27 protein-coding genes are annotated in these 26,444 nt (G+C 34.6%); 13 read left to right on the forward strand and 14 right to left on the reverse strand.

The window, feature by feature from the left end; genetic code table 11:
* Window positions 1-50: 50 nt before the first annotated feature.
* From RLT85_RS07555 to RLT85_RS07595, 9 genes are all read right to left on the reverse strand, one after another.
* On the reverse strand, window positions 51-656 hold the full coding sequence (locus tag RLT85_RS07555; RefSeq protein WP_311401421.1) for a DUF6705 family protein: 606 nt from the start codon (window positions 654-656) through the stop codon (window positions 51-53).
* Window positions 657-722: 66 nt separating this feature from the next.
* Window positions 723-1,319: a DUF6705 family protein gene (locus RLT85_RS07560; RefSeq protein ID WP_311401422.1), complete on the reverse strand. Its 597-nt coding sequence runs from the start codon at window positions 1,317-1,319 to the stop codon at window positions 723-725.
* 81 nt (window positions 1,320-1,400) lie between these two features.
* Entirely contained in the window at window positions 1,401-1,979 is a 579-nt protein-coding gene (locus RLT85_RS07565) for a DUF6705 family protein (protein WP_311401423.1), read from the reverse strand.
* Between the two features lie 163 nt (window positions 1,980-2,142).
* Entirely contained in the window at window positions 2,143-2,718 is a 576-nt protein-coding gene (locus RLT85_RS07570) for a hypothetical protein (protein WP_311401424.1), read from the reverse strand.
* 18 nt (window positions 2,719-2,736) lie between these two features.
* Entirely contained in the window at window positions 2,737-4,248 is a 1,512-nt protein-coding gene (locus RLT85_RS07575; RefSeq protein WP_311401425.1) for a hypothetical protein, read from the reverse strand.
* A gap of 262 nt (window positions 4,249-4,510) precedes the next feature.
* The gene (locus RLT85_RS07580; protein ID WP_311401426.1) at window positions 4,511-5,062 is read right to left on the reverse strand and encodes an autotransporter outer membrane beta-barrel domain-containing protein; all 552 of its coding nucleotides are present in this window, start codon (window positions 5,060-5,062) and stop codon (window positions 4,511-4,513) included.
* Window positions 5,063-5,088: 26 nt separating this feature from the next.
* The gene (locus RLT85_RS07585; RefSeq protein ID WP_311401427.1) at window positions 5,089-5,817 is read right to left on the reverse strand and encodes a metallophosphoesterase family protein; all 729 of its coding nucleotides are present in this window, start codon (window positions 5,815-5,817) and stop codon (window positions 5,089-5,091) included.
* A complete protein-coding gene (locus RLT85_RS07590) occupies window positions 5,818-6,954 on the reverse strand; it encodes an ATP-binding protein (RefSeq protein ID WP_311401428.1) in 1,137 nt (378 codons plus the stop codon).
* Between the two features lie 11 nt (window positions 6,955-6,965).
* The gene (locus RLT85_RS07595) at window positions 6,966-7,715 is read right to left on the reverse strand and encodes an SDR family NAD(P)-dependent oxidoreductase (RefSeq protein WP_311401429.1); all 750 of its coding nucleotides are present in this window, start codon (window positions 7,713-7,715) and stop codon (window positions 6,966-6,968) included.
* A gap of 567 nt (window positions 7,716-8,282) precedes the next feature.
* On the opposite strand from RLT85_RS07595, the gene RLT85_RS07600 reads away from it, so the two are divergent.
* The 9 genes from RLT85_RS07600 (at window position 8,283) to can (ending at window position 18,458) form a co-directional block, all read left to right on the forward strand.
* Entirely contained in the window at window positions 8,283-9,290 is a 1,008-nt protein-coding gene (locus RLT85_RS07600) for an AAA family ATPase (RefSeq protein ID WP_311401430.1), read from the forward strand.
* 54 nt (window positions 9,291-9,344) lie between these two features.
* Complete coding sequence (locus RLT85_RS07605; protein ID WP_311401431.1) at window positions 9,345-10,211, forward strand: DUF58 domain-containing protein; 867 nt, start codon at window positions 9,345-9,347, stop codon at window positions 10,209-10,211.
* Between the two features lie 4 nt (window positions 10,212-10,215).
* On the forward strand, window positions 10,216-11,865 hold the full coding sequence (locus tag RLT85_RS07610) for a DUF4381 domain-containing protein (RefSeq protein ID WP_311401432.1): 1,650 nt from the start codon (window positions 10,216-10,218) through the stop codon (window positions 11,863-11,865).
* Complete coding sequence (locus RLT85_RS07615; protein WP_311401433.1) at window positions 11,865-12,875, forward strand: vWA domain-containing protein; 1,011 nt, start codon at window positions 11,865-11,867, stop codon at window positions 12,873-12,875. Before RLT85_RS07610 ends, RLT85_RS07615 begins: the two co-directional genes overlap by 1 nt.
* Window positions 12,876-13,928, forward strand: coding sequence for a vWA domain-containing protein (locus tag RLT85_RS07620; protein WP_311401434.1), 1,053 nt, complete (start codon window positions 12,876-12,878; stop codon window positions 13,926-13,928). It abuts the gene before it with no gap.
* Entirely contained in the window at window positions 13,918-14,808 is an 891-nt protein-coding gene (locus RLT85_RS07625) for a tetratricopeptide repeat protein (protein ID WP_311401435.1), read from the forward strand. Before RLT85_RS07620 ends, RLT85_RS07625 begins: the two co-directional genes overlap by 11 nt.
* The gene (locus RLT85_RS07630; RefSeq protein WP_311401436.1) at window positions 14,808-16,571 is read left to right on the forward strand and encodes a BatD family protein; all 1,764 of its coding nucleotides are present in this window, start codon (window positions 14,808-14,810) and stop codon (window positions 16,569-16,571) included. Before RLT85_RS07625 ends, RLT85_RS07630 begins: the two co-directional genes overlap by 1 nt.
* Before the next feature lie 3 nt (window positions 16,572-16,574).
* On the forward strand, window positions 16,575-17,327 hold the full coding sequence (locus RLT85_RS07635) for a tetratricopeptide repeat protein (RefSeq protein ID WP_311401437.1): 753 nt from the start codon (window positions 16,575-16,577) through the stop codon (window positions 17,325-17,327).
* A 486-nt stretch (window positions 17,328-17,813) separates the two neighbouring features.
* Entirely contained in the window at window positions 17,814-18,458 is a 645-nt protein-coding gene (can, locus tag RLT85_RS07640; RefSeq protein WP_311401438.1) for a carbonate dehydratase, read from the forward strand.
* A 645-nt stretch (window positions 18,459-19,103) separates the two neighbouring features.
* On the opposite strand, the gene RLT85_RS07645 is transcribed toward can, so the two are convergent.
* The 3 genes from RLT85_RS07645 to RLT85_RS07655 form a co-directional block, all read right to left on the reverse strand.
* Complete coding sequence (locus RLT85_RS07645) at window positions 19,104-19,340, reverse strand: hypothetical protein (RefSeq protein WP_311401439.1); 237 nt, start codon at window positions 19,338-19,340, stop codon at window positions 19,104-19,106.
* A gap of 274 nt (window positions 19,341-19,614) precedes the next feature.
* Complete coding sequence (locus RLT85_RS07650; protein ID WP_311401440.1) at window positions 19,615-21,045, reverse strand: T9SS type A sorting domain-containing protein; 1,431 nt, start codon at window positions 21,043-21,045, stop codon at window positions 19,615-19,617.
* Window positions 21,046-21,170: 125 nt separating this feature from the next.
* The gene (locus tag RLT85_RS07655) at window positions 21,171-21,683 is read right to left on the reverse strand and encodes a CvpA family protein (protein WP_311401441.1); all 513 of its coding nucleotides are present in this window, start codon (window positions 21,681-21,683) and stop codon (window positions 21,171-21,173) included.
* Window positions 21,684-22,026: 343 nt separating this feature from the next.
* Here RLT85_RS07655 and RLT85_RS07660 point away from each other — a divergent pair, with 343 nt between their 5' ends.
* The 4 genes from RLT85_RS07660 to RLT85_RS07675 all read left to right on the forward strand — a co-directional run bounded on the left by RLT85_RS07660 (window position 22,027) and on the right by RLT85_RS07675 (window position 24,111).
* The gene (locus RLT85_RS07660) at window positions 22,027-22,383 is read left to right on the forward strand and encodes a hypothetical protein (protein ID WP_311401442.1); all 357 of its coding nucleotides are present in this window, start codon (window positions 22,027-22,029) and stop codon (window positions 22,381-22,383) included.
* 135 nt (window positions 22,384-22,518) lie between these two features.
* The gene (gene pheS / locus RLT85_RS07665) at window positions 22,519-23,541 is read left to right on the forward strand and encodes a phenylalanine--tRNA ligase subunit alpha (RefSeq protein ID WP_311401443.1); all 1,023 of its coding nucleotides are present in this window, start codon (window positions 22,519-22,521) and stop codon (window positions 23,539-23,541) included.
* Window positions 23,542-23,712 carry a hypothetical protein gene (locus RLT85_RS07670; protein ID WP_311401444.1) on the forward strand — a complete coding sequence of 57 codons (171 nt, stop codon included), beginning with the start codon at window positions 23,542-23,544 and terminating at the stop codon, window positions 23,710-23,712. It abuts the gene before it with no gap.
* A 3-nt stretch (window positions 23,713-23,715) separates the two neighbouring features.
* Window positions 23,716-24,111 (forward strand): hypothetical protein, encoded by a 396-nt coding sequence (locus RLT85_RS07675; protein ID WP_311401445.1) that lies wholly within the window; start codon window positions 23,716-23,718, stop codon window positions 24,109-24,111.
* Between the two features lie 222 nt (window positions 24,112-24,333).
* Here RLT85_RS07675 and RLT85_RS07680 read toward each other — a convergent pair whose 3' ends face one another.
* The gene (locus RLT85_RS07680) at window positions 24,334-25,233 is read right to left on the reverse strand and encodes an EamA family transporter (RefSeq protein ID WP_311401446.1); all 900 of its coding nucleotides are present in this window, start codon (window positions 25,231-25,233) and stop codon (window positions 24,334-24,336) included.
* Between the two features lie 27 nt (window positions 25,234-25,260).
* Window positions 25,261-26,265 (reverse strand): NAD(P)H-dependent glycerol-3-phosphate dehydrogenase, encoded by a 1,005-nt coding sequence (locus RLT85_RS07685; RefSeq protein ID WP_311401447.1) that lies wholly within the window; start codon window positions 26,263-26,265, stop codon window positions 25,261-25,263.
* Window positions 26,266-26,444 lie beyond the last annotated feature (179 nt).

Genomic DNA, 26,444 nt, shown 5'->3' on the forward strand with positions numbered 1-26,444 from the left:
AAAAACCCAACTTATTAAGGTTGGGTTTTAAAATACTTATTTTTATAATACTATTGTTTAGTGAGGATGATATCATCGGGTAATCCAATACCGTCTTCTGGTAATGGCGGATTTCCATTTATGCTTATAAACTCCTTTTCCCTTAGTGTCCAATGCGCTTGAGTTGTTGAATAGTTACCGTTAGGAAGGATTAAAATGTCTATTAATTCAAAACTACCACTGAGGCTTTTGTGTTTTATTGCATCGCCTACCTGCATTCTAAGACTTTTTAAATCATCATTAATACCTGTAATAATTTTTGCAAAATTAGCGAATGTTGATGTATCATCTACATTAAAACTAGTCGTGAAATTTAGAGTGTTAGCTATTTCAACACCGTTATTTACATAACGATAACCTCCCAAAATCTTATCTTGGCTAAACTTACGAGTACCATCACCATCGTACATTAATTTTTTTACAAAGACAACAGTAAATTCGTCATTGCCATCTGTCCATTTCCAAGTACCTAGAAAAGCATTTAATTTCCCATCGGTATCTTTTACATAGGCGCCGTCTGGTATGGTAAGCCAATTTACGTTGGTAAGAGAAACGGTTTGTGCTTTACAGGCAAATACCATAAGTGTTAAGCTGAATATATATATTATTCTTTTCATAATTTTAAAATACAAAAACCCAAGAATAAGTCTTGGGTTTTTAGGTGCCTTTTTTACTAAGATTAATTATTGTTTGATTAGAAAATAAAATCCTCCAGGAATAATGGCCTCTGGTGGGGGTGGATCACCACGTTCTATAGTTATAATTCCACCACGTTTAAATATTTGAATGGCTTGTTGCCCGTTTACTGAAGCTGTTCTTACATCTAGATTGCTAAAACAGCCATTCGTTTCACTCATATTTAACTCTATTCTAAAAACATCTGAAGTATAATCGTTAAAAGGAGTGTGTTGGTAAGTATTTATATAATTACCATCAATACTGTGGTGATAAACGTATGGTAGAAATGGATCGGTAAGCTTAGCTAAAGTATTGGTAAGCTCTATACCATTTTCTTTATATTGAAATTCGCCTATCAATAAATCTTCATAATAGTCCCCCGTATCGACCATCGTCTTTTTTTCAAAAACTATTTTTAAGTATTGGGTGCCATTATCAAACACCCAAGTTCCCACAAATGGGTCAAGAAGGTTATTGGTGTCTTTATAATAGGCATTGGTTATTTCAGAACCATCATCATCTTCAATATTTATAATAGGGTTTTGTGCTTTACAGGCAAATACAATAAGTGTTAAGCTGAATATATATATTATTCTTTTCATAGTTTTAAAATACAAAAACCCAAATCTAATGAGTTGGGTTTTTGTATTTTAATTATTAAAGTAAAATTTAACTTGGATTCATTATTGTTTATTGAGAGTCATAAATTCTGGAAATATTTGCTCTGCTGGACCTGTTTGGCAAGACTGCGTCATTTCTCCCTCTACAGACAAACCAAAGTTTAACTGTGTTCCGTTATTTACAACTGCCATAGTAATATAACCATTTTGACCACATTTATAATTTTCCCCAATATAATATAAGTGATATGTTTCTCCATTCTCATCTAGATAGTCTCCCTCAATTACTAACAAATCATCATCGGGTAAATTTGTTGTATTAACCAGAATATTTCCGTTATTATCTGTTATTTTATATTTAATTATAAGTTCATCTACAGTAATGCCTAAAAAGCTTTTATTAATTTTAGATATAACGAACTCATAGCTTTTGTTATTATAGTTTCCAGTCCAGACGCCAATATATTTATCAAATAAGTTATTAATATCTTTATAGTACGTATTATCTGGAACCTCTATTTCATTAATCCGATTTATAATTTGCTGTTCAACAGGAATGATGTTTTGTGGTGATGGTAATGTTTGTGCTTTGCAACTCAAAGCTGCGATAGCAAACAAACAAATTAAAAGTATGTTTTTCATAGTGTATTATTTTAAGTTTATTTTTTAGCAAGTTTCGCTTTCAACATTTTCGTTATTATTTAGAAACTTTTCTTTAATTGTACCGTTGTTTTTTATTTTGAATAGTCCTAAAATACAAAACCCGCTCGATAAAAGCGGGTCTTGTGTATTCTTAATAAAAGATTTATTGCTTGGTTAAAATAAGTTCTTGTGTGGGTAAAAACATAGGAATATCTTCTTGTGTATTATAGTTACAAGGAGTTAACCCTCCATAATCGCCCATTTCAAAACTTTTATAAGTAATCTGGTTTAAATTATTGGGATCTTTAATGATACTAAAGTCTGCTTGATTATAGCAGTTGTTCGGTGTGTCAAAGAAACCCATCATAAACTCATTACCTAATATGATAAAGTTTAATATCCCGTAATCTTCATAATTACTTGCATTTAGATTATCATAAAGTACTTGGTTTGTACCTAGGTCAATCACTTTAAATTTTCCCGATAGTTTATCCTCATATTCATAAGAACCATCTGCTCCTGTCTCTAAATGTTGATAAAATACTGTAAATTGAAATATGTATTTCTTATTGTTTAAGGTTCCTTCCCAAGTACCTTCTAATAAAGAAAGTTCGTTGTTGAGGTCTTTTAAATAAGCTCCATCAGAATAATAGACCGTATTTAATGGTACTATATTAGTTACTTGGCAACTTACATTTACTGTAAATAAAAATAGGATTAATTTTATTATATTTTTCATATTATAATTTATTTAGGTTTATGGACAAGGAGTTTCATCTAGTGGGTTAAATAAATTTCCGCCGAGAGTTATTCTACTCCACTTAATATTATAATTATTGATATCTGGATCACTTTCATTTTCTATAGTAGCTTTAAAAAGTGCAACTTTATCACCTAACCCTACTTTTTTTAGTTGTTTAAGTAGCATATATTGTAAGGCATCACTTCTGGATTCTGGAGTAGAATATTCCGTTTTAATACCTATTGAAAGGTCATAATAATTTTTTTTAAATTCTCTCCAATTTTGCGTGATGGCTATTTCCTCACTTTGACTTATACTTTCTAAAAGTGTTACAGCAAAAATACCTTGGTCGGTAACGGTAATAACAAATGCATTTTCTGGATTAGTTGAGTTTGCATCATGACACTTAGTAACCAACTGAGCTACATCTTCGGGAGAAGGTATTTTTGAACTACCATCAAAATTTATTCCAGTTGCACTAACCATAGGTTTTTTATTATGCACGTGCGTGGCATTTAAAGACCCTTCTGGTATTTGTAGATGTTGATTACCTACTGGTACACCATCAAAAAATCTTTTTTTGCCGTTAACCAAGTTTTGATAGAACCCAGATTCTTGATTGGCATTAATATTTTCTGGAGTGTTTAAATTTTTAAATCTTTGTTTATAAGAAGCGGTATTGGTTTGTCTGGTAATATTTTCACAAGGTGTGCCTACAATTACCTCTTCAAAACAATTCCCTTCACAACCTGTGTTAGGAGAAGTAGTAACGCCGCCGCCGTTTCCATGAATATCTGGGTCGCTGCCATCATAGTCATTTGTGGGTGGTGTGCCACTTCCTCCGCCAGTACTGCCGCCGCCGCTGCTAGAAGATTCACCATTGTTTGAAGAAGATTCGTTGGATGATCCTACACTATCATCACACATAGAGGTATCTAGCCATAAGTCTCCTCTATTCTCTTCTACACAAACATTTGTTGCCGGGTGATCATCTTGCCAAGGACACATCCATATCCCTATACAATCACCCAAAGCTGATACTTTAGATAGATCATTGTTAAAGTTTATTGGGGTTATTTCAACTGCATTAGCATCTAAATAGAATGATTTGTGTTCTGGGTAGGTTATATTTGGCGAGTTTAAAAAATACTTTACAATTACTGCAGTAACCGTATTTGAACTATCAATTTCTACGACTAAGTTTTCAAAATAATCATTATGAAGTGAATCTCTTGTTATAAAGAAAGTGTACGAGGTATAAAGCTCTGATGAGAATTCTTTAACTAAACTCGAATCTATGGTAAAACCGTATTGATCTTCCATTATTGTTCTACCTTCAAAATTAGAATTCCCTACTTTCTTATCTATAAATTTCTGGTAGGCTTTTTTAAATTTAGTTTCTTTAGTTAATTCAGCAAAAGTTTTATTTTTAAATTCAAACTTTAAATTTTTTTCAGAATGGCTTTCTATACCAGATTCCTCTATAAACTCATCTTTTTGACAGCTATAAAAAGTAAAAGATAGCATGAGAAGAAGGCTAAAATACAAGCCCCATTTAAAGCATTTTGGCTTTAATTTTGATGGGGGGGTTGTGTGATTTGTTTTTGTTTCATAAATACATTGGTTTTAATGTGAATAATTTCTTAAATCTAAATCAAATTATTCATAAAAACTAACAATTATTTACTTTAATCTAATTAAATGTGTTTTAAGAGGTTAATTGATAGGTATAAGGATAAAAAAATCCGCATAAAGCGGATTTTATATATTGTATGATTTAGTATCGTTTTTAGAATCTATACCCCACACTAAAACCTGCGTGAAATTCAATCGCAGAAAAGCGGTCTTTTACCTCGTCACTAAAGTTACGCGCAATAGAAACATAAGGTCCTAAGACGAATTTGTCGCCAAAATTCCATTTATAACCAACACCTAAACCAACCATAAAGGCATTCATATCTACAGAAGTGTTTACTGTAGTACCTTCAACATTAAAATCTTGTTCAAAATCGCCAAAACGGTATTTTATAAATGGATTGGCATAAATACCAGAACCTGCATTCTCTTTTCCAAAATAATAGTTGTAACCTATTTTAATACTATTGGTGTTAAACTTTCTAGAGCCTTTTTCGCTGTGGTAATTAATACGGTCGTTAATTAGAAACTCAGCATCTACAGATTGGTTAAAGCCTATAAAGCGTTCGTAACCCACTTCTACCGATGCGATCGCAATGGTATTGGCGATGTTTAACTTTACCTCGTTTTGAGGAAAGCTTTCTTCTTGTGCTTTAACACTTATTCCGATAAGGAAAAGAAAAGCTAGCGCGTATAATTTTTTCATAAGATTTAATTTTGTGCAAATATAGGTTAATTTCTTCCTTTTTCGTGAGGATATAATTTCCAAACAGGATCGCTTTGAAAAACCTCTTTGCTGTGTACTTCTATCATAGATAATTTTCCCTTAAACGCAGCGCCCGTATCTACATTCCATACATTGGCAGCTTGTACGGGGTTTTCTTGATTAATTCGGGTAACCGGCGTGTGTCCTATAAAAATCTCTTCAAATAAAGACAAACGTTTGGGGTAACGAAAATCATCTTTGGGGATGCTTTTATCTAAGCACAAAGCGGTTTCCCATAAAGTCCTGTCCCAATACAGCATATACGGTTCATATTCATGTTCTGGGCCGTGGAGGTTGGAGAAACCCGCGTGAAGAAACAATCTGTTTTTATCATCAATATAGTAGTTCACCATTTCATTAAAAAAGTTAAGGTGCTGCTCGATCGTTTCTTCTGGTAAATTCCGATACACATCTATACTCGATTGCCCGCCGTGCTCTAACCATTTTTCGTTGGTTTTGTGAGTTTTGAGCCATTGGTGCAATAAGTCGTCATGATTACCGCGTATAAAAATACAGCTATTCTGCTTGGCTAATTCTATAAGGTAAGAGATTACGTTGGCAGAATCACTCCACCCATCTACATAATCTCCCAAAAAAATAAGTTGATCTTTAGAGGTTATATTTGCTTTCTCTAGCAATTGTTTCAAGGCTTTTAAGCCGCCGTGTATATCGCCAATGGCAAAAATTCTATTCATTTAATTGTATTTTACTTTTCTTAAAATCCTAATATTTTCTTTATAACGCAAATAAGCTTCTGGATAGTTATCTTTTAATAAATCTTTGGCTCTTTCCAATTCTTCAATCGCTTCGGGGAAACCATTAAAATAGCATAATAAATAATTGGCAGGAAGTTTTAGAAGGTCTTCTTTTTCTATTTCGCTTAAGCGGATTTCTTTCTGCATCTTTTTAATGAGGCTGCTATTGCTGTTCATAATATGATACAAAGTAGATTTTGAAAATTGAGGCGGCTCAAACACCATTTTATTTTCAATCTCATAACTGATGTTGTTGTGAAATTTAATCGTCACTTCCTCTAGGGGATAATACCTGTACGATTTGTAAAGACCCAAATGTACATATTCTAAAATTTTAAACTCATCCTCGTCAATCTCAATACTCACTTCATCCAAATCTGAATAAAATAATTTTACCTGCTCGTTAATCAGCTGAATATTGACTCTAGAGTAAAAAGTACCCCGGTGATTCACTTTCTTTTTCCCAGCCCAGCAAACCACAAAATATTCTTTAAAAACATGGTACGTGGGATTGTAATCTTTACTGCGTTGCATAAAATCAAAAACGCCATCTAAGGTATATTTAATGGTGTTTTGGGAGTGACTTTCTATTGCCGCTACTTTCTCTACATTGGTATCGTCGACTTTTACCTCAAAACTTTGTGGCATACTAATGCTGCCTTTGCGGTAAAAAACCATGCCGCCATAGTACTTCCAAATGTTCTTTTTTAGAGAACATGTTTTTTCTTTGTTGGGACTTATACTAATTAAACCCACCACTTTCCCATCGGGTAAATGCGGAAATAAAATATTGGCATAATTTACTCTTGGCAGTTTTGTTAAATATGCATTCACCAAATTTTGTATTTTGCTATCATCATAAAAATCGACTCCAATGATGAGGTTTTTTTGATCTTCCACCCCAATAACAATATAACTGTTGTTGTATGGATTGCTGTTAGATAAGGCGCAAATATGCTTTAATAATTTAGCTTTCCCTTCTTTGTCTCCCAAATTCACCTGTAGCTTCTTGTCATAAAAACTATTTTCATCGCTGTGGGCGAGTAAGTTTTTAATTAATAAGCGTTTGTTAATCATGGGAGTAAATTTTAATTTTTGTCGACAATAGTCGAAGAAGCTTGCGCGGTACACATCACGGTAAGATCTGCAATATTAACGTGGTAAGGACGCGTAACGACAAAGCAAATAATTTCGGCAATGTCTTTTGCTTGTAAGGCTTTATAACCCTGGTACACTTTATTGGCTCTATCTTCGTCCCCTTTAAAACGTACTTTGCTAAACTCGGTTTCTACCAAGCCAGGATTAATGGCGCCAACTTTTACGCCAGTGCCGTTAAGATCTAAGCGCATTCCTTGGTTAATTGCATCTACCGCGTGTTTGCTGGCGCAATACACATTTCCCTTGGGGTAAACTTCTTTTCCGGCGGTAGAACCAATATTTATAATGTGGCCTTCTTCTCTTTTTAGCATAGCTGGAATAATTTCTTTACTCACATATAAAAGTCCTTTCACATTAATATCAATCATCGCATCCCAATCGTCTAGATTTCCGTCTTGAAAAGTATCCAATCCGTGAGCATTTCCTGCATTATTAATCAATACGTCTATTTCTTTGAACGCTTCTGGCAAAGACTGAATTGCTTTTTTTACCTCTTCTTTGTCTCTCACATCAAATAAAAGTTGATGGGTGGGTGTATGTTTTAAAAATTCCTGTAGTTCGGTTAGTTTTGTTTCTCTTCTTCCGCAGAGTACCAATTGAAAACCTTCTTTAGCCAAAGCGATGGCCGTTGCTTTTCCAATTCCGCTAGAAGCGCCTGTAATAAAAGCTGTTTTTTTCATTGTATTCTTTTTAAGGGGGGTTATACAAATCTTTACGGAAGATAGAAATTTTAGTATAACTAGGAAAAAGATTAACCTAATTAACGAGTTTCAATAGATTTTAGAAATAGAATAAATCATCGTGGAAGCATTAAAACACTATCTAACTTAAGCGCTTTTGACTCAAAAGATAGTTTTGTTGCGAGTTAGAGAGCGATGTTTAAGAATGATTTGTCTTCTAAAACGCCTGTGCTGAGCGTAGCCAAAATAAGGGGTTAGCCCGCCTGAACGAATACATTCGGGCAGGGGGTGTGTAGGGTGTTCTGATTTTTTCAATTTTGACTTCGACTTCATTTTCAATCTTTGGCTTCAACTTCTGCTTCTACTTCAATTTCAACTTCAATTTCAACTTCATTTTCAAACCACCTCTTTTTTTTGCAACATTGATCAAATCTTAGCGTCTTTTGGGAGAGCAATTTGGTTGAAAACTATTTCATAGGTTTTAACCAATTGTTAACAAGGAATCAATAATAATTTTTTCACTTTGCAACGTTATAAAGTTCACAAAAAAATAAAATAAAACGAGGAATGGATCAGCAGCAAAACTCATCAGTAGACATTTCAGAATTGAATGAAAAAATTCAAAGAGAAAGTGCTTTTGTAGATGTATTAACCAACGAGATGAATAAGGTTATTGTGGGGCAAAAACACATGATTGAGCGCTTATTGATTGGTTTATTAGGTCAAGGTCATATTTTATTAGAAGGAGTACCAGGATTGGCAAAAACCTTAGCCATTAATACGCTTTCTAAGGCGGTAAAGGGAAGCTTTAGCAGAATTCAGTTTACGCCAGATTTACTTCCCGCAGATGTGGTGGGAACCATGATTTATAACATAAAGCTCTCTGATTTCAGCATAAAAAAAGGACCTATTTTCGCCAATTTTGTATTGGCGGATGAGATTAACCGTGCGCCAGCAAAAGTGCAATCAGCTTTACTGGAGGCGATGCAAGAAAAGCAAGTCACCATTGGCGATACTACCTTTGTATTAGATAAGCCATTTTTAGTAATGGCAACCCAAAACCCAGTGGAACAAGAGGGAACTTATCCTTTACCAGAAGCTCAAGTGGATCGTTTTATGCTAAAAACGGTAATTGATTATCCTACGCTTGAAGACGAACAGTTAGTGGTACGTGCTAACTTAAAAGGAAGTTTTGAGCAGGTAAATCCTGTAGTTTCTCTAGATCAAATCCGCAGTGCGCAACAAGCCGCAAGAGATGTATATATGGATGAGAAAATAGAAAAATATATTCTAGATATTGTTTTTGCTACGCGTTACCCAGAACGCTATAATTTAGAGTCTTTAAAACCGCTTATTTCTTTTGGAGCTTCTCCTCGTGGAAGTATTAACCTTGCAACAGCAGCAAAATGCTACGCTTTTATAAAACGTAGAGGTTATGTAATTCCAGAAGATGTAAGAGCTGTAGTGATGGATGTACTTCGCCATAGAGTTGGAATTACCTACGAGGCGGAAGCAGAAAATATTACTTCGGAAGATATTGTTGGGAAAATTATCAACGAAATTGAAGTGCCATAAAAAAGCGATCGAATTGAATATGATGTAATGCATCATTAAATAAGAAAGCATACTATGGATACCAAAGAATTACTAAAAAAAGTACGAAAGATAGAAATTAAAACACGCCGGTTAAGTAACCACGTGTTTGGAGGGGAATACCATTCTACCTTTAAAGGTCGCGGAATGACCTTTAGCGAGGTGCGTCAATATCAATTTGGTGACGATGTACGAGCTATAGATTGGAATGTCACCGCGCGGTATAACGAACCTTTTGTCAAGATTTTTGAAGAGGAACGCGAACTTACCATGATGTTGATGGTAGACATTTCGGGTTCTGAGTTTTTTGGTACCCAAAGCAGTTTTAAGAAAGATATCATCACAGAGATCTCTGCAACCTTGGCTTTCTCGGCAACCCAAAACAATGATAAAATAGGTTTACTCCTTTTTTCAGACCAGATAGAACTCTATATCCCTCCCAAAAAAGGAAGGATGCACGTATTAAGAATTATTAGAGAGTTGTTAGAATTTCAGCCTAAAAGCAAAAAAACCGATGTTACTGCAGCCTTAAAATATATTCGGAATATGATGAAGAAAAAAGCCATCATTTTTATTCTTTCAGATTTTATGGATGATGACTATCAACGTACGCTCAAAATTTTAGCCAACAAACACGATGTTACAGGAATACGCGTTTATGATGAGCGCGAAGAAGAAATGCCAAATCTTGGCATGGTACAAATGCAAGATGCAGAAACGGGAGAATTTCTTTTAGTGAATACAGGATCATCATCGGTAAGAAAAAATTATGCGAAGCATTACCAAGAGCGCGTAGATTATTTTAAAACAAGTTTCAATTTAAGCGGTGCAGGAACCTTGAGTACGCGAGTAGATGAAGGTTATGTGAAAAAATTACTCGGTTATTTTAAACGAAGAGGATAAGAACATGAAAATGATACTTGGTCATATAACTTTTCAGAAGTCAGAAAAAAAATGGATGTTCCTTTTTTTTATCTGCTTATGGGTGATGGCTCCAAAAGCTTTGGCACAAAATATTTCTTCGAGTATTGATAGTACTTCCATCCCCATTGGCGCTCAAATTACGTACAAAATTCAGGTAGAAGCCGATACGACCAATTTGGTTGTTTTCCCCGAAGGTCAAACTTTTATGCCGCTAGAGAATGTAGAAGCTTCAGCGGTAGATACCACTATCAATAAACACAGATTCAAGCTTATAAGAGAATATGCCTTAACGCAATTTGATTCGGGTACGTATACTATTCCGCGGCAGCGTATTCTAATCAACGATGCCACTTTTTACACCGATTCTTTATTGGTTGAGGTGCGAAACGTAGCGGTAGACACAACAACGCAAAAATTATATCCTGTAAAACCCTCTATTAAAGTAGATAAACCTTTTTCTATACCCGTTTGGGTGTGGTGGTTGCTGGCAACACTTATAATTATTGGCGCTTTGGTATTCTTTTTATGGAAACGAAATAAGAAAAAAACAGCGGCACAACAAAAAGTCCCTCCTTTTGAAAAGGCGATGCTCAGTTTAAAAACTTTAGATGAAAGTCACCAATTAGAAAACGGACAAATAAAGTCGTATTATTCTTCGTTAACGGAAGCCATACGTCGCTATATTGATGAAAAAATAGACGATAGAGCTTTAGAAAGTACCACCAACGAGCTTATTGCACGCTTAAATTCTTTAACGGAAAAAGAAAAATTGCGCATTGGTAAGGAAGACATACGTAAGTTGGAAGAAGTATTAACTCGCGCCGATCTTATTAAGTTTGCCGGAGCTTCCATGGATAGAATCACCGCAAAATCTGACCGACAAACCGTTGAGGAAAATATTTTTGCTTTTAAAGAAGCCATTCCAGAGCCTACAGAAGAAGAGTTGCTACAAGACCAAGCTTATCGCGAAGCCGTAGCCAAGAGAAGAAAGCGAAAAACCATTATCATAAGTATTGTTGCTGGAATTGGAATCTTGGTGGTAAGCGCCATTGGGTTTATTGGTCTTAAAGGCTGGGATTATGTGCAAGACACTATATTGGGCAGTCCCTCAAAAGAATTATTGCGGGGAGAATGGATCCAAAGTGAATATGGGAATCCGCCAGTATCGCTTATTACGCCAAAAGTATTGGTGAGAAATATGCAACAAGATACCTTGCCACAAGCGCAAAATGGAGCTATGATAGAGAGTTTCTCTTACGGTAGTATTTTAGGAGAATACCATATTAATCTAAGCTTGGTGAACTTTCCAGAAAAGAAAGAATTTGATTTAGACAAGTCTATAGATGCCGTTTACACGGATTTTGAAAATAAAGGAGCCATTAATATTTTAATGAAGAATGAAGAGTTTACGACGGTAAACGGGGCAGAAGGCATCAAAATTTTTGGAAGTTTTAAAATTAAGAATCCATTATTAGAAAATCGCAGTATTCAAAAATCATATACCATTCTTAATTTTGGCTACAATGGTGCTTTTGAGCAGTTGATGTTGGTGTATAAAAAAGATAACGCTGCCGCGGAAGAAATAACCAATAGAATTATAAACTCGATAGAACTAAAGATAACAGAAGAATAATGTTCAACTATAATCAGATCACATTTGAGCATCCACAATGGTTTTGGCTTTTCTTGCTACTTCCTATACTTATTCTATGGTATTTTTGGAAACGCAACAAGCAAACGCCAGAAGTTAAAATATCGAGTCTTAAGGGTTTTAAGGTAAATCAAGGAATTTTACCAAAACTAAGACCTTTATTGTTTGTACTTCGCTTGTTGGCATTGGCTTTATTAATCACGGCAATGGCTAGACCAAGAACCGTAGACGTTTCTACTAAAACCAATTCTACGCAAGGGATAGATATTATGATTGCGATAGATGTTTCGGCGAGTATGTTGGCGCAAGATTTAAAACCAAATCGTATCGAAGCACTTAAAAAAGTGGCTTCAGAGTTTGTGAAAGAGCGTCCCAATGATCGTATTGGAGTGGTTGAATATGCAGGAGAAAGTTACACCAAAACGCCTATTACAAGCGATAAACGAATTGTGTTAGAAGCTCTACAAAGTATAGAATTTAGTAATTTGTTAGAAGGAGGAACGGCTATCGGAATGGGATTGGCAACTTCAGTAAACCGTTTAAAAGATAGCAAAGCAAAAAGTAAAGTGATTATTTTATTGACAGATGGAGTTAATAATTCGGGATTTATAGATCCAAAAATTGCTACGGAATTGGCGATGGAATACGACATTAAAACCTACACCATTGGAATAGGAACTAACGGAATGGCGTTGGGACCTGTGTCTATGGATAGAAACGGAAGAATACGATACGGAAGCGTAAAAGTGGAAATAGATGAAGAGCTTATGAAGGAAATTGCTCAGAAAACGGGCGGGAAATACTTTAGAGCTACAGATAATGATAAACTAGAAGCGATTTACGACGAAATTAATAAACTTGAAACCACCGAGGTGGAGGAGTTTAAGTATTACAATTATGATGAAAAATACAGGCCTTTACTTTTATTAGCAGGGGTTTTATTATTAATAGAGTTTGTTTTAAAGAGAACTATTTTTAGAAGTTTTGTGTAAATGTTAGTATTAGAAGAGAAAATATATTTTTGGTTGCTAGCGGTAATTCCGGTGGTGTTGCTCTTGTATGCCGCACAAGTAATCTGGAAACGGAAAACGCAGAAGAAGTTTGCAGAGCGTTCTTTTTTAGATCAGTTAAGTCCTAACAGATCGGTGTTTAAGCCTTTGTTAAAAGTAATTTTATTGTCTCTTGCGTTCGCGTGTTTTGTGATCGCATTGGTTAATCCCAAAATAGGAACTAAGACGGAAACGCTTAAACGCGAAGGCGTAGACGTTGTTTTTGCGATGGATGTGTCTAAAAGTATGCTCGCCGAAGATATTGCGCCTAACCGGTTGGATAAATCCAAACAATTGGTCACCCAAATCGTTAATAATTTGGCTAGTGACCGTATTGGAATTATCGCCTATGCTGGGTCAGCGTTTCCGCAGTTGCCTATTACTACAGATTATGGTTCTGCAAAGTTATTTTTGCAATCTATGAATACAGATATGGTTTCTAGTCAAGGTACTGCCATTGGAGAAGCCATTAAATTGGCAGAAACCTATTATGACGATGAGTCTCAAACGAGTAGAGTGTTATTTATTTTGAGTGACGGGGAAGATCATGGCGGCGAAATAGAAGAAGTGGTGGAGAATGCTAAAGAAAAAGGGATTAGAATTTTCACTATTGGTTTAGGAACCGAAAAAGGAGGCACAATTCCTATAAAAAGAAATGGGGTAACTCAAAGTTATAAGAAAGACAGCAACGGAGAGACGGTGATCACCAGAATGGATTCTTCTACCTTAGAGCTAATTGCCGAAAATGCAGACGGAATTTATATGAACGGCGCCAATACTCAAGAAGTCTTGGACAAAGTAACCGAAGCTCTAAATTCTTTAGAAAAAACCGAATTTGAAACCAAGCAATTTGCTGCTTATAAAGATCAATTTCAGTGGTTTATTGCTTTTGGCATACTTTTTATAGTATTAGATGTGTTCTTATTAGAGCGAAAAACAGCTTGGGTGATGCAACTTAATTTGTTTAATGAAAAGAAAGAGAACCATGCAGATTAAGCACTATTATATTAATGTTAGAGGTATACAGCAAGGATTTGTTTTTATTCTTTTGCTTTTCAGCGGAATTGTTTCTGCTCAAGAAGAGAATAAAAAAGCTCAAAAGCAGGCTAGAAGTTATTCCGCGCAAGCGCAAAAATCTTTAGCCGAAAATGATTTTGCACAAGCCGAAGCTAACTATAGGAAAGCCATTTCTAAGGATCCCGAAAATGCGGAAGCTAAATATAACCTAGGAAATTTATATTATGCAAAAGATAAAGAAAAGGAGTCGGCACCACGATTAAAACAAGCCGGAGAAACCTCGCAAAGTAAAGCTTTAAAACACAAAGCTTTTCACAACCAAGGGAATGCGTATATGAAGCAGAAAGAATACGAACCTGCCGTAGAAGCTTTTAAAAATGCACTGCGTAACAATCCTCAAGACGATCAAACGCGTTATAATTTAGCTTTGGCTAAAAAGATGCTAGAGAAACAGCAGCAGGAGCAAGAACAAGATCAGGATAAAGACAAAGATCAAGAGGATCAAGATAAAAAAGATCAGCAAAACAAAGACGAAAAAGAAGACGGAGATAATAAGAAGGAAGAAGGAGAGAATAAAGATAAGGGTGACGAAGGCGATCAAAAAGACGAGCAGGATAAAAGCGATAAAGAAGAGGAGAAAGACGGCGATGAGAAGAAAGAAGAGCAGCCTAAAGATCCTTCAGAAGAAAAAGGAGATGAGTCTAAAGAGCAGAAACCACAGCAAGCCCAAGGACAACTTTCTCCGCAGCAAATTAAAAACTTGCTAGAAGCGATGGAAAATCAAGAGAAAGAGATTCAGGATAAAATAAATGCTAAGAAAGCAAAAGGTAAAAAAGTAGAAACAGAAAAAGATTGGTAATGAAAAGTAAATTTATAGTTGCTCTTATCGGTTTTTTTCTTTGTCAGGTAGTAGGAGCACAAGTAAAATTTGAGGCAGAAGTTAGTCGAGAAACCATTGGCGTTAACGAACGGGTGCGCATTGATTTTAAAATGAACCAAGATGGCGATAATTTTAATCCGCCAGATTTTAGAGGTTTTAACGTTGTTGGCGGTCCTTACCAATCCATTAGCAACAGTTGGATTAACGGCAAACGAACCTATCAAAAATCTTACGGGTATTATTTGCAACCCAACAGAAGAGGGAATTTTACTATTGGCCAAGCCGAAATTTTAATTGACGGAACCACGTATAAGACCACGCCCATAGAGATTAAAGTGGTTGCTGCGGTAAACAAACCAACCGACGGGACGAATGCCGAGATTGTAGCGTCTCAAAATATTCATTTGGTAACGAAAATTTCTAATGAAAATCCTTATTTAAATGAAGGGATAAGCGTAGAATACATTTTATATGTAAGTCCTAATATTAATGTAAGTCAGTGGCGTCCCGTAGATACTCCTAAATTCCCCGACTTTTGGAGTGAAAACATAGATGTTTCTCGTCTTGATGTAAAAGATGGCACCTATCAAGGAGAGCCTTACCGTTACGTAAGTTTAAGAAAAACAATTTTATATCCGCAGAAAACAGGAGAGCTTGAGATAGAACCTTTAACCTTATCGGTTGCGGTAGAAGTGCCTTCAGACCGGAGAGATATTTTTGGAAGGAGACTGTATGAAACCGTTCAACAAAGAGTTTCTGCCAGTAAGAAGAATATTGATGTAAAACCGCTTCCGCAGGAGGGGAAACCAGCGAGTTTTACGGGTGCGGTAGGGAGTTTTAACTTTAGTGTAACTACCAACAAGCAAAGTTTAGATGCTTCAGAAGCTTTAGAAGCTAAAGTAAAAGTTTCCGGTAACGGGAATTTAATGCTTTTTCAATTGCCAAAACTAACGCTTCCAGCTTCTTTAGAAGTTTATGAACCACAACACAATCAAGATACAAAAACTGGTCATAATGGCGTGGTGGGAAACATTAGCGATACTTATACGATTGTTCCGCAGCAAAAAGGGAAATATCCTATAGAACCAGTAAGTTTCTCTTATTTTGATGTAAATAGTGGCACTTACAAAGAAGTAAATTCTAAGCAATTGATGATTAATGTAGAAAATGGTCCAGTGGCTAGCGTTCCTAATACTTCGGGAAGCGGGAGCACTACTAAACAAGAGGTTATTTCTAAGGGAAGTCAGTTTAGGTATATTAAGTTACAGCCTAATTTAAAACCTATGGGCGAAGAAACTTTCTTTAAAAGCTTATGGTTTTGGCTGCTGATTCTTTTACCCTTGTTAGCGATTCCACTAAGTATCATCTTCGGAAAAAAGAGAAAAGAACGCTTAAATGATGTGGCAGGAAAACGTGTAAAGAAAGCTGATAGGTTGGCTAAAAAATACCTTTCTGAAGCAAAGAAGAATATTGGCGATCCCAATGCATTTTACTTGGCCTTAGAAAAATCTTTACATAATTTCCTAAAAGCCAAACTATCTATACAAACCAGTGATATGAGTAAAGATAGGATTAGAACTATTTTGACTGAGAAAAAGATAGATTCGGGTACGACAGAAGATTTTATTCAATTGCTAAAAAACTGTGAGATGGCTCGGTATAGTTTGTCTTCACAAGCCGCGATGGAACAAGATTATGAGCAAGCTGCTCAAGTATTGTCCTTAATAGATAAAGACCTTTAAGCTATGAGAAAGATATTATTCCTTTGTTTTTTAAGCTTTTCGCTGAATGTTATAGGTCAAGATTATGCTGCTGTTTTTGAAAAAGCCACTCAAGATTATGCTAACGGAAATTATGAGGCGGCGATATCGAAATACGAACAGATTTTAGATGGCGAGCAAGAGTCGGTGGCTTTGTATTACAATTTGGGAAATGCCCATTATAAATTAGATCATATTGCGCCGAGTATTTTCTATTATGAAAAAGCCTTGCAATTGAGTCCGCAAAATGAGGATGTGCAAAATAATCTGGCTTTTGCTCAGCAAATGACCATAGATGCAATTGAGGAGGCAGCCCCAATGGGATTTAATAAACTGAAATCAAATACCATAGGCAAGTTAAGCAGTGAAACTTGGGCGAAAATAGCGGTTGTAGGCGTTTTTATCTTTGTTGTTTTCTTTATTTGGTATTATTTTTCAGTAGGAACGGCGACTAAACGCTTACTTTTTTCGGTTGCTGTCATTGGAGTGATTCTTTTTATTTCTTCATTTAGCTTTGCGTTTATACAACAGCAAGATGCTTTACAAGAGCGCTACGGAATCATTTTTTCTGAAGAGGCCTCTGTGAAAGCAGAACCCAATCCAAAAGCATCTGAAGCTTTTTTGCTACACGAGGGTACCAAAATAAAATTGCTGGATGGTTTTAATGGTTTTTATAAGTTAGAAATTGGTGATGGCAGACAAGGCTGGCTAAAGCAAGAGTTTGTAAAGGCACTTTAGTAGTGGAAAGTTAAAAACTAAAAGTGGAAAATTCAGTGTTCAGTAATTAGTAGTTAGTGATGAGAGGTGAGTTAAAAGTTAAAAGTGAAAAACTAAAAGTGAAAAACTAAAAGTGGAAAATTCAGTATTCAGTAATGAGAGAAAGCGGCCGTTGAGTGAAATTCGATAGTCCCGAAACTTCGGGATGTATCGAAACGAAAGCGATGTTGAAAAGCTAAAAGTGAAAAATCCTTGATCTACATTCTCCAATCAAAAATCCCCAATCGTTAATCTTCAATCCTTAATCAAGAAGATTCCTTCTTTTCCGAACTACCAATTTATATAGGACATCTTCTGTTTAATTTGTCATAAATCTAGATTTAGCTAAAATTAGGAATTCAGATTTTTAAAGGATAGAAATTTTAAATGTATTTTAGCCATGGCTAAATGGAAAAATGCCACGGATACATAATTTTTAATCAAGAGAAACACTTCAAACGTACAGGTATGGGTAAAGAGTTTTATAAAAAAATGTTAGACAATAATAAGAAGTGGGTAGAAAGAAGACTTTCTGAAGATGGACAATACTTTAAAAAGTTAGAAAACGGTCAGTCACCACCGCTTTTATGGATTGGTTGTGCCGATAGTCGTGTGCCTGCAAATGAAATTATTGGCGCAGAGCCGGGTGAAGTTTTTGTGCACCGAAATATTGCCAATTTAGTGGTGCATACCGATATGAATATGTTGAGCGTTTTAGATTATGCCGTAAATGCTCTAAAAATTGAGCATATTATCGTGTGTGGACATTATGGTTGTGGCGGAGTAAAAGCTGCGATGGGAAATCAATCCATCGGACTTATCGATAACTGGTTAAGACACATTAAAGATGTGTATATGATTTATAAAAAGGAACTGGACGGGATTGAAGATGAAAAAAAACGTTGGGATAGGTTCGTAGAACTTAACGTTAAAGAGCAGGTGTATGATATGGCCGAAACTTCTATCGTACAGAATGCGTGGAGAAATAACCAAAAATTAACCGTTCACGGTTGGGCTTACGGAGTAGGAACTGGGATTGTAAATGATCTTGGTGTTAACCTAATGGGCAACGACGATTTGGATGAGGTGTACCAATTAAAATTTAAGGATTAACTGTTTTGTATATGGCTCGTAGTATGTAAATTAAATAATTATTTTTGGATTAAGCTCGAGCTGAATTTGTCTTAAGTTTGGTTAAGCCACTAATTAGATATAAATTAAATACGGTAAGATAGTTGGTATTTACACACTTTCTCAGATAATCTCTTTCTAGGATAAAAAGCACTTTACTAAAACTATTTAAATTGTATATGTGCAAATATTACCGAGGTGTTTTGATGATACACTTTTAAAATAGTAGCGCTCTTTAAATGGCGCTATTTGAGTAATATTTTCTGAAATTATGGGGTTCAACGGTTAGCGTTGTTGGCAGTAGTACTTTATTATTCAATCCGATTTTCATTATTCATTTTAGTCGGATTTTGTCGTGTGTCAAAGACATCATTAATTATAATTTCATTACCTACAATTCTGTAAATCAGTTTATAATTTCCACTTATTAAGTATCGATGTTTTTATTTAGAATTGTCAAATTACATTCTACTGGTCCAGAATTCGGGTTTTTTATTAATTGTTTCGAGGATTTAAATAATTATTTTCTGATTTTATGAGCAAATTTTTTATTTACTTCAATAGAATAATAATCAAAAATGTCTTTTACATTTCTGATAGCAAAATCAGTCCAAACTATCTTGATTGTTACCAATTTGCTGATATTCTCTCTAAATCGTCTTGACTTTTTATATTTTCATTTTTGAAATCCAATTCAGATTTTTCAATTCGATTGACTAATTCCTCGACAGTAAATGGTTTCAATTCAGGATTGTGTTCAATCTCTCTTTTTAGGATATAATTTTCCAATTTATCAAATAATATATCGTCCTTAATTTGGGCTAGATACGTTATTAAATTGAGTTTTCGAGTTTGTAAATCCACAATTCGCGTATTTAATCAAAAATACAATTTTTTTACTAAATGTTTATTTGAAAAATGATTTTCTTGATCACTGCCAACGGATTTGTATATGGCTCGTAGCGTGTAAATTAACGATTATTTTCGGATTAAGCACAAGCCAGATTTTTAAATTTTACTATTTATCTTTTTTATTGGAAGTGGTCAAATTTAAAAATTTGGCGACTTTCCAAATATGCTTAAACTTCCGATTGAGCAAATGCTTAGCTATGAGCTATATACGGTGTTGCCTGTAGTTTTATTTTTTTAGAAATTTGATAATGTAATTACTATCACTAGTTACAATTTCGATAAAGTAAATACCTTGTGATAAGAAACTAACATCTATATAATTTAAATTACTAGAAAATTGTTTTATTCTTTTTCCATTTATTGAGAGTATATTAATATTTTTAATTTTTAAATTATTCTTCAAATCTAAATTTAAAATGTTTGATGCAGGATTTGGATAAATTTTAATTTCAGGATGTTCTGAATATTGAATACTTAACAAATCACTTAAATCATATGTTTCTACTTGTCCTAGATTGTTATCTGATTGAGTACTTAATGTAAGAATATTATTTGATGATAAAGAGGAGGAAAAACCATAAAATGAATTATTTGAAGCTCCAGAAATAGTATTTAATAAGTTCAAGTTAGAGCCATTATTTTCGTAGATATCTACTTTACCGATAGAGTTAAAATTAATAGAACTTACAGTTATAATATCATTATTAATATTTACGCTATATCCTAAATTAGAATTAGAATTTCCATTAATATCAATACCTACTTGAGACCAATCGTCATTTTGAAATGTAAAAGATTGGATTTTTCCTGAATCTGTACCATTCTCATCATTACCAGGTATACCAATAACCAATTCTTGCCCTATATGATTAAGTGAAATAGAATTGGATAGATTGTTATCGCCTAGTTCATTAAATATGGTAGAGCCTTTTTGAAGCCAACTGTTATTATTTAAATTATAAATTTTAACTTTTCCTAATTTTGAAGCAATTTGCTCATAGTTGAAATCTGTGATAGCAACATTATTACCATCTCCCGAAAGTTCAACAACTTGTCCAAAGAAATTATCATTATTATCTCCATTAATTGAACTCCCCAAAATATTCCAATTTCCCGCGGAATAAGAGTAAACTTTTATTTGGCCACTATCATCATTTCCGAAACCGGGAGCTCCAATAGCTAAAATATTACCATCATTAGATAATGAAATAGAAGCTCCAAAAAAGTGATTATTTTCAGTTCCCAGTAAAGTGTTTCCCATCTGACTCCATTGTCCATTATTTAAAGCGAAAATTTTAACTTGACCAATATCATTTGAACTCCCATTATAATTCGGGGCACCAATGGCTATTATATTTCCATTTTCAGATAATGATAAAGATATTCCAAAATTGTCATTTGCAGAAGAACCATTTAAGGAGCTTCCTAATTGAGTCCAAGACCCATTATTTAAATCATAAATATTTACTTGACCAGAATTGTTTCCTTGAACATCACTAGCCCAAGAGCCTACAGCAATTTTTGATCCGTCATCCGAAATTCTGACTATCGGTCCAAACTGTTCATAATTTCCTATTCCATCTATAATATTACCAATCTGTGATTGTGCATTAGTTAAAGTTGAAATTAGAAACGTTAAATAGATAATTTTTTTCATTTTTTGATTTTTAAAATACAGGCAACTAGTTATATCAATTCAAAAATACACTTTTAATAATAGTTTGCTCAGGATATCAATTCCATTTATAATAACACTTTATATATGTTATTAAATGCTTTTTCTTATAAATTATGCTCTTCCATCGTTTCATCTACCTTGCTTAAAATTTGAGGTAAAAATACGGGAGCGATCACTTTTACGGGTTCATAAAGAATAGACTCTTCAAAAGTTTCTTCTTCAATAAATTGTGTTTGATCAATGTAGCTTCCAAAAAACATCAGAATAGCGCTGATAATAAAAGCTGTTTTTAAAGCGCCAAATGCGCCGCCCAATATTCGGTTTACAATTCCGAGGGCAATCACGCCAACCAGTTTCGTCAGAAGTTTGCCTATCAATAAAACAAAGAGAACAATGAGAATAAAAGTAACTGCAAAAGCTATAAGTTGTATGTATTGTTCTTCCCATTCAAACTGTTGGTGTAAAAAATTAAAGGCAAAATGGCTAAAGTGAATCGCGCCATAAATCCCTATAATTAAAGCTACCAAAGAAGCAAGTTCTACAATAAAACCTTTTATAAAACCTCTTAAAAGTCCAAAAAGGAGAAGGATTCCTAAGACAATATCAATTATATTCATGCTTCAAATATAAGTTAAATTAAAAAACAATGTGGTTCGATTTAGAGACAAGACCGCTGCGCTTTTAGAAACAAGAAACAAGACTTAATCTTAAGTAGCTGATAAACAGTAAGAATTTAAAGTGTAGTATTCACCCGCACTCATTCAAATTATTTTCAGAATAATAGGGTATTCGTTCTAGAAATCTGATAAAGTTTATGCGTTTGAGGAGAGTAGACGCTTCACATTATTTTTAACTCTACAGTATATTAAAATATTGTAATATCTTATGTCTTTCAGCGAAGTGGTCTAATATCTTAGTCGGACACGACAAATTAAAAAAGGAAGTTGCTATCTTTGTAGTATGATAAGAGACGAAGAATTAAAGAACAGGTGGAAATGCGTGCAAACACAACTTTCAAAGCAATTTGCAGATGGAGAGATGATGGATTTGGATGCGATTATCTATCTTATTGGAGTTCAAGAACTAGGACAACTACATAAAAAATTTAAAAAAGACCATAAAATAGACTTGATGCATATTGCCATTTGTAAGCTGCTAGAGCCTTATGGTTACTATGAATTTGATTTTGTAGATGAAGACGGCTGGCCACATTATAAAATTATAGAGCACCTACCGGTTTTAAAAGCTGGAGAACAATCTATTATGATGAAAGAAGCCATCGTAACGTATTTTCTAGAGAAAGAATACATTAATTAATTGGTGAGATACGGAAAAAATTAGTGAGGCAAAAGAAGCGCTTAAGATGTTGGCTTTTTTAAATTTAGGCAGTAAAAACTATTTGCATAATGCGCTTTATTTTTTCTTAACTTTGTAGACTTAATTTAAGAGAAGATGATTCAGAAGATTAAAGATTATATTGCTGAAGTAGAAAATTTTCAGGCGAAAAAGGCTGAAGAAATTGAAGCTTTCAGAATTAAATTTTTAGGAAAAAAAGGGGTTTTAAATGATTTCTTTACGGAATTTAAAAACGTTCCTAATGAGCAAAAGAAAGAATATGGTCAAAACATCAATCAGCTAAAAACTTCCGCGCAAGCGAAAGTAGACAGCTTAAAAGATTGGCTGGAGAATCAAGCAGAAGAAAAAGGTGTTTATGGTGATTTATCCCGTCCAGGGGAAGCCATCGAGATTGGCTCGAGACATCCTATTTCTATTGTAAAAAATCAAATTATTGAAATCTTCTCTAACATAGGTTTTAATGTGTCTGAAGGTCCAGAAATGGAAGACGATTGGCACAATTTTACCGCTTTGAATTTGCCAGAATATCACCCGGCAAGAGATATGCAGGATACGTTTTTTATACAAACCAATCCTGAAGATATTTTATTGAGAACACATACCTCTAGCGTACAAGTGCGTTATATGGAAGAAAATAAGCCACCTATTAGAACTATTTCTCCGGGTCGGGTTTTTAGAAATGAAGCCATTTCTTCTCGTTCTCATTGTATTTTTCACCAAGTGGAAGGTTTGTATATCGATAAGGACGTAAGCTTTGCAGATTTAAAGCAAACGCTTCTCTATTTTACCAAACAGCTTTTTGGAAAGTCTAAAATACGATTGAGACCGTCTTATTTTCCGTTTACAGAACCTAGCGCCGAAGTAGATATTTATTGGGGATTAGAAACCGAAACCGATTATAGAATCACCAAAGGAACGGGCTGGCTAGAAATTATGGGCTGCGGAATGGTAGATCCTAACGTGCTTAAAAATTGCAATATTGATCCTAACGAATATTCTGGGTTCGCTTTTGGAATGGGAATAGAACGTATAGCGATGTTATTATACCAAATTGGAGATATACGAATGTTCTACGAAAATGACATTCGGTTTTTAAAACAATTTAAATCTGTACTATAGATGAAAAAAATAGGATTTATCATATTAGCGGTCTTTATTCTAGGCCTCATTATTTATGTCACCTTTATAATTGCCGTGATTAAAATCACGTTAGGTTTAATTTTATTAGCGGTTGCAGCCGTTTTAATCACTATTGCTTATTTTAAAATTAAGCACCGTTTAAACGACTAAGTATTGAAGAAAGATATTGAAATTACGCCTGTAGAAGGGGTATATGTTGCTGCTGTATTAGAGTATAATAAGGAGTTTCAGATGGATGATTGGAATGTCTATGTCATCAATGAAAATCTATATCCTATAGAGACAGTTCTTATTGTTTCTAAAGGTTTTGAAGGTAAAAAAATTACGTCAACTTTTAGACATAATTTAAAATTATTACCTGCAAAATCGTATGCAAAAGTGGAGTTGCTTCAGCCTGATTTGTTTGAAATTAATAACGAATTTTCGGTTTCCTTCTTTTCAGAGAAAGGTTTTTTGCATCATAATTTTTTATTCCCAAAACGCAGTATAAACGAAGCTAAGCGTAAAGAATTGCCAGTTATGAAAGAAAAGGGAATTTTAGCGCAGTAACTTATACCATTTTAACCATATAGTGTCGCATTCGAACTCGTTCATTTTCCTCCCGAAACTTCGGGAATATTCCCCCGCCCGTACCGGTCGGACGAGTTGCTCATAATTTCCGTAACTATACTTCGACTAGGCTCAGCACAGGCGCTATGCAAATCAATCGCGGCGTAATATAATGAAAAAGCAACTTCACTCTCTGTACGACATTATAAAGCTAAATTGGTATTATAACGCTTTTTTCGCCGTTTTTAGATTCATCACAACAATAGAAAGCAAAATCAATACAATTCCTAACCATTGCGGTAAAATCACGACTTCATTCAGTAATAAATAAGCCATACAAACCGCTACGGGTAATTCTATGGATGTGATAATTACTCCAATTCCCACATTTAATTTGGGCATTCCTGTGGTTAGAAATAAAGGCGGTAAAATGGTTCCGAATACAGCTAATAATGGGCCCCAAAAGTAAAATATTTCAAGATTAAAACCTTGTACTAATGTTGGAAGCGTAATGGCGCTTACAATAATTAATCCGCCTAACATCATCCATTTGCTTCTCACCATCGACGGTAATTCTGTAGAAACCGTGTTAGAACTGTAAATGGTAATAGTGTAAGAAGCTGCGGCTAACAATCCGAAGAGAATTCCTCGTATATCCAACTCGAAGTTTTCAAATAAAACGTTGGTAGCCAAAAGAGTTCCTATTAAAATAATGACTACTGCCAAGATTTTAAGTGCAGTAGGTTTTTGTTTTTGAATCACCGCATCTAAGGCGACTCCCATCCAAACACTCTGCATCAGCAAAACAATTCCTATAGAAACTGTAATATATTGTACTGCCAAATAATAGAAAATACTGGTAAGTCCCAAAGAGCTGCCTGCAATAATAAGTTTTAAAATGCTTTTCTTGGAAGCAGGAGCTACTTGAGTTTTCTTGTTTCTTCCTTTATAAAATAAATTGAGAATGACGAGTCCTAGAAAACCTGTAAAAAGCTGAGCAAATGTAACTTCGTATGTAGTAAAGCCTTCCTCGTAGGCCATTTTCACAAATGTGGTAAGCATTCCGTAACTAGAGGCGCCTAGTGCTACTAGAATGCCTCCCTTTAAAGCAGTATTTTTCAAATATATTTTGTTATCGCTTTCGCGGAATTAATCTAATTTTTCGGTAAGTTTTAAGAATACTTTCTTCGGATTTTTATGCTCGTACAAGACTTCATAAACCGCATTGATAATTGGAGTTCTAGCCTTTTTATCTCCTTTATTCTTGTTAATGTGATATGCGCTTTTGGTAGCATAATAACCTTCAGCAATCATGCTCATTTCTAATTGGGCACTTTTTACCGTGTAGCCTTTCCCAATCATATTTCCAAACATTCTATTGCGACTAAAAACAGAATAACCCGTTACCAAAAGATCTCCCAAATAAGCCGAATCGTTAATGTTACGTTTCATCTTGTAGGTTTTTTTGATATAACGCTTCATCTCTCTTATGGCATTACTCATCAAGACGGCCTGGAAGTTATCTCCGTATCCTAATCCATGCGCAATTCCCGCTGCAATAGCGTAAATGTTTTTAAGCATGGCGGCATATTCGGTGCCAATAATGTCTTCACTGGTTTTGCATTTTATATAATGGTTGCTCAAGTGATCTGCCAAGAACTTGGCATTGTCTTCGTTAGAACACGCAATGGTAAGGTAGGAAAGTCGTTCCAAAGCTACTTCTTCGGCGTGGCAAGGTCCTGTGATCACACCAATATGATCAAAAGGAATGTCATAGGTTTTATGAAAATGCTCTCCTACAATAAGGCTGCTTTCAGGAACAATTCCTTTAATGGCACTAAAAATAAGCTTGTCTTTTAAGGAAGTAGTGAGTTGATCTAATTCGGTTTTTAAAAAGGCTGAAGGAATAGCAAATACTATACAATCTGCTTCCGCAACAGCGATATTAATATCATTGGTTAATTTAAGTTGGGAAACATCAAACTCTACAGAGCTTAAATAATTGGGGTTATGGTCTTCTTTTTTTATATGTTCAATAGCATCTTGGTTGCGCATATACCAATGTACGGTTTGTACACTTTCACATAGCATTTTGGTGATAGCGGTTGCCCAACTACCACCACCTATGACGGCAAATTTTGAATCTTTCTTCATAAAACATCATTCTTAAGAGCTAAAATACAAAATAAAAAAGGCTTTAAAATTTTACTAAGCCAGACTCCAGCAATTTTAACAAATTTTCTAGTTAGAGAACACAATTTAACCAAAGAATACCTCGTTATCTTTAGAGATTTTTTGGTTGGTTATTTAGTTGAAGATCCGTTTACTTTTGC

The sequence above is a fragment of the Mesonia ostreae genome (assembly GCF_031845265.1).
Lineage (GTDB): Bacteria > Bacteroidota > Bacteroidia > Flavobacteriales > Flavobacteriaceae > Mesonia > Mesonia ostreae.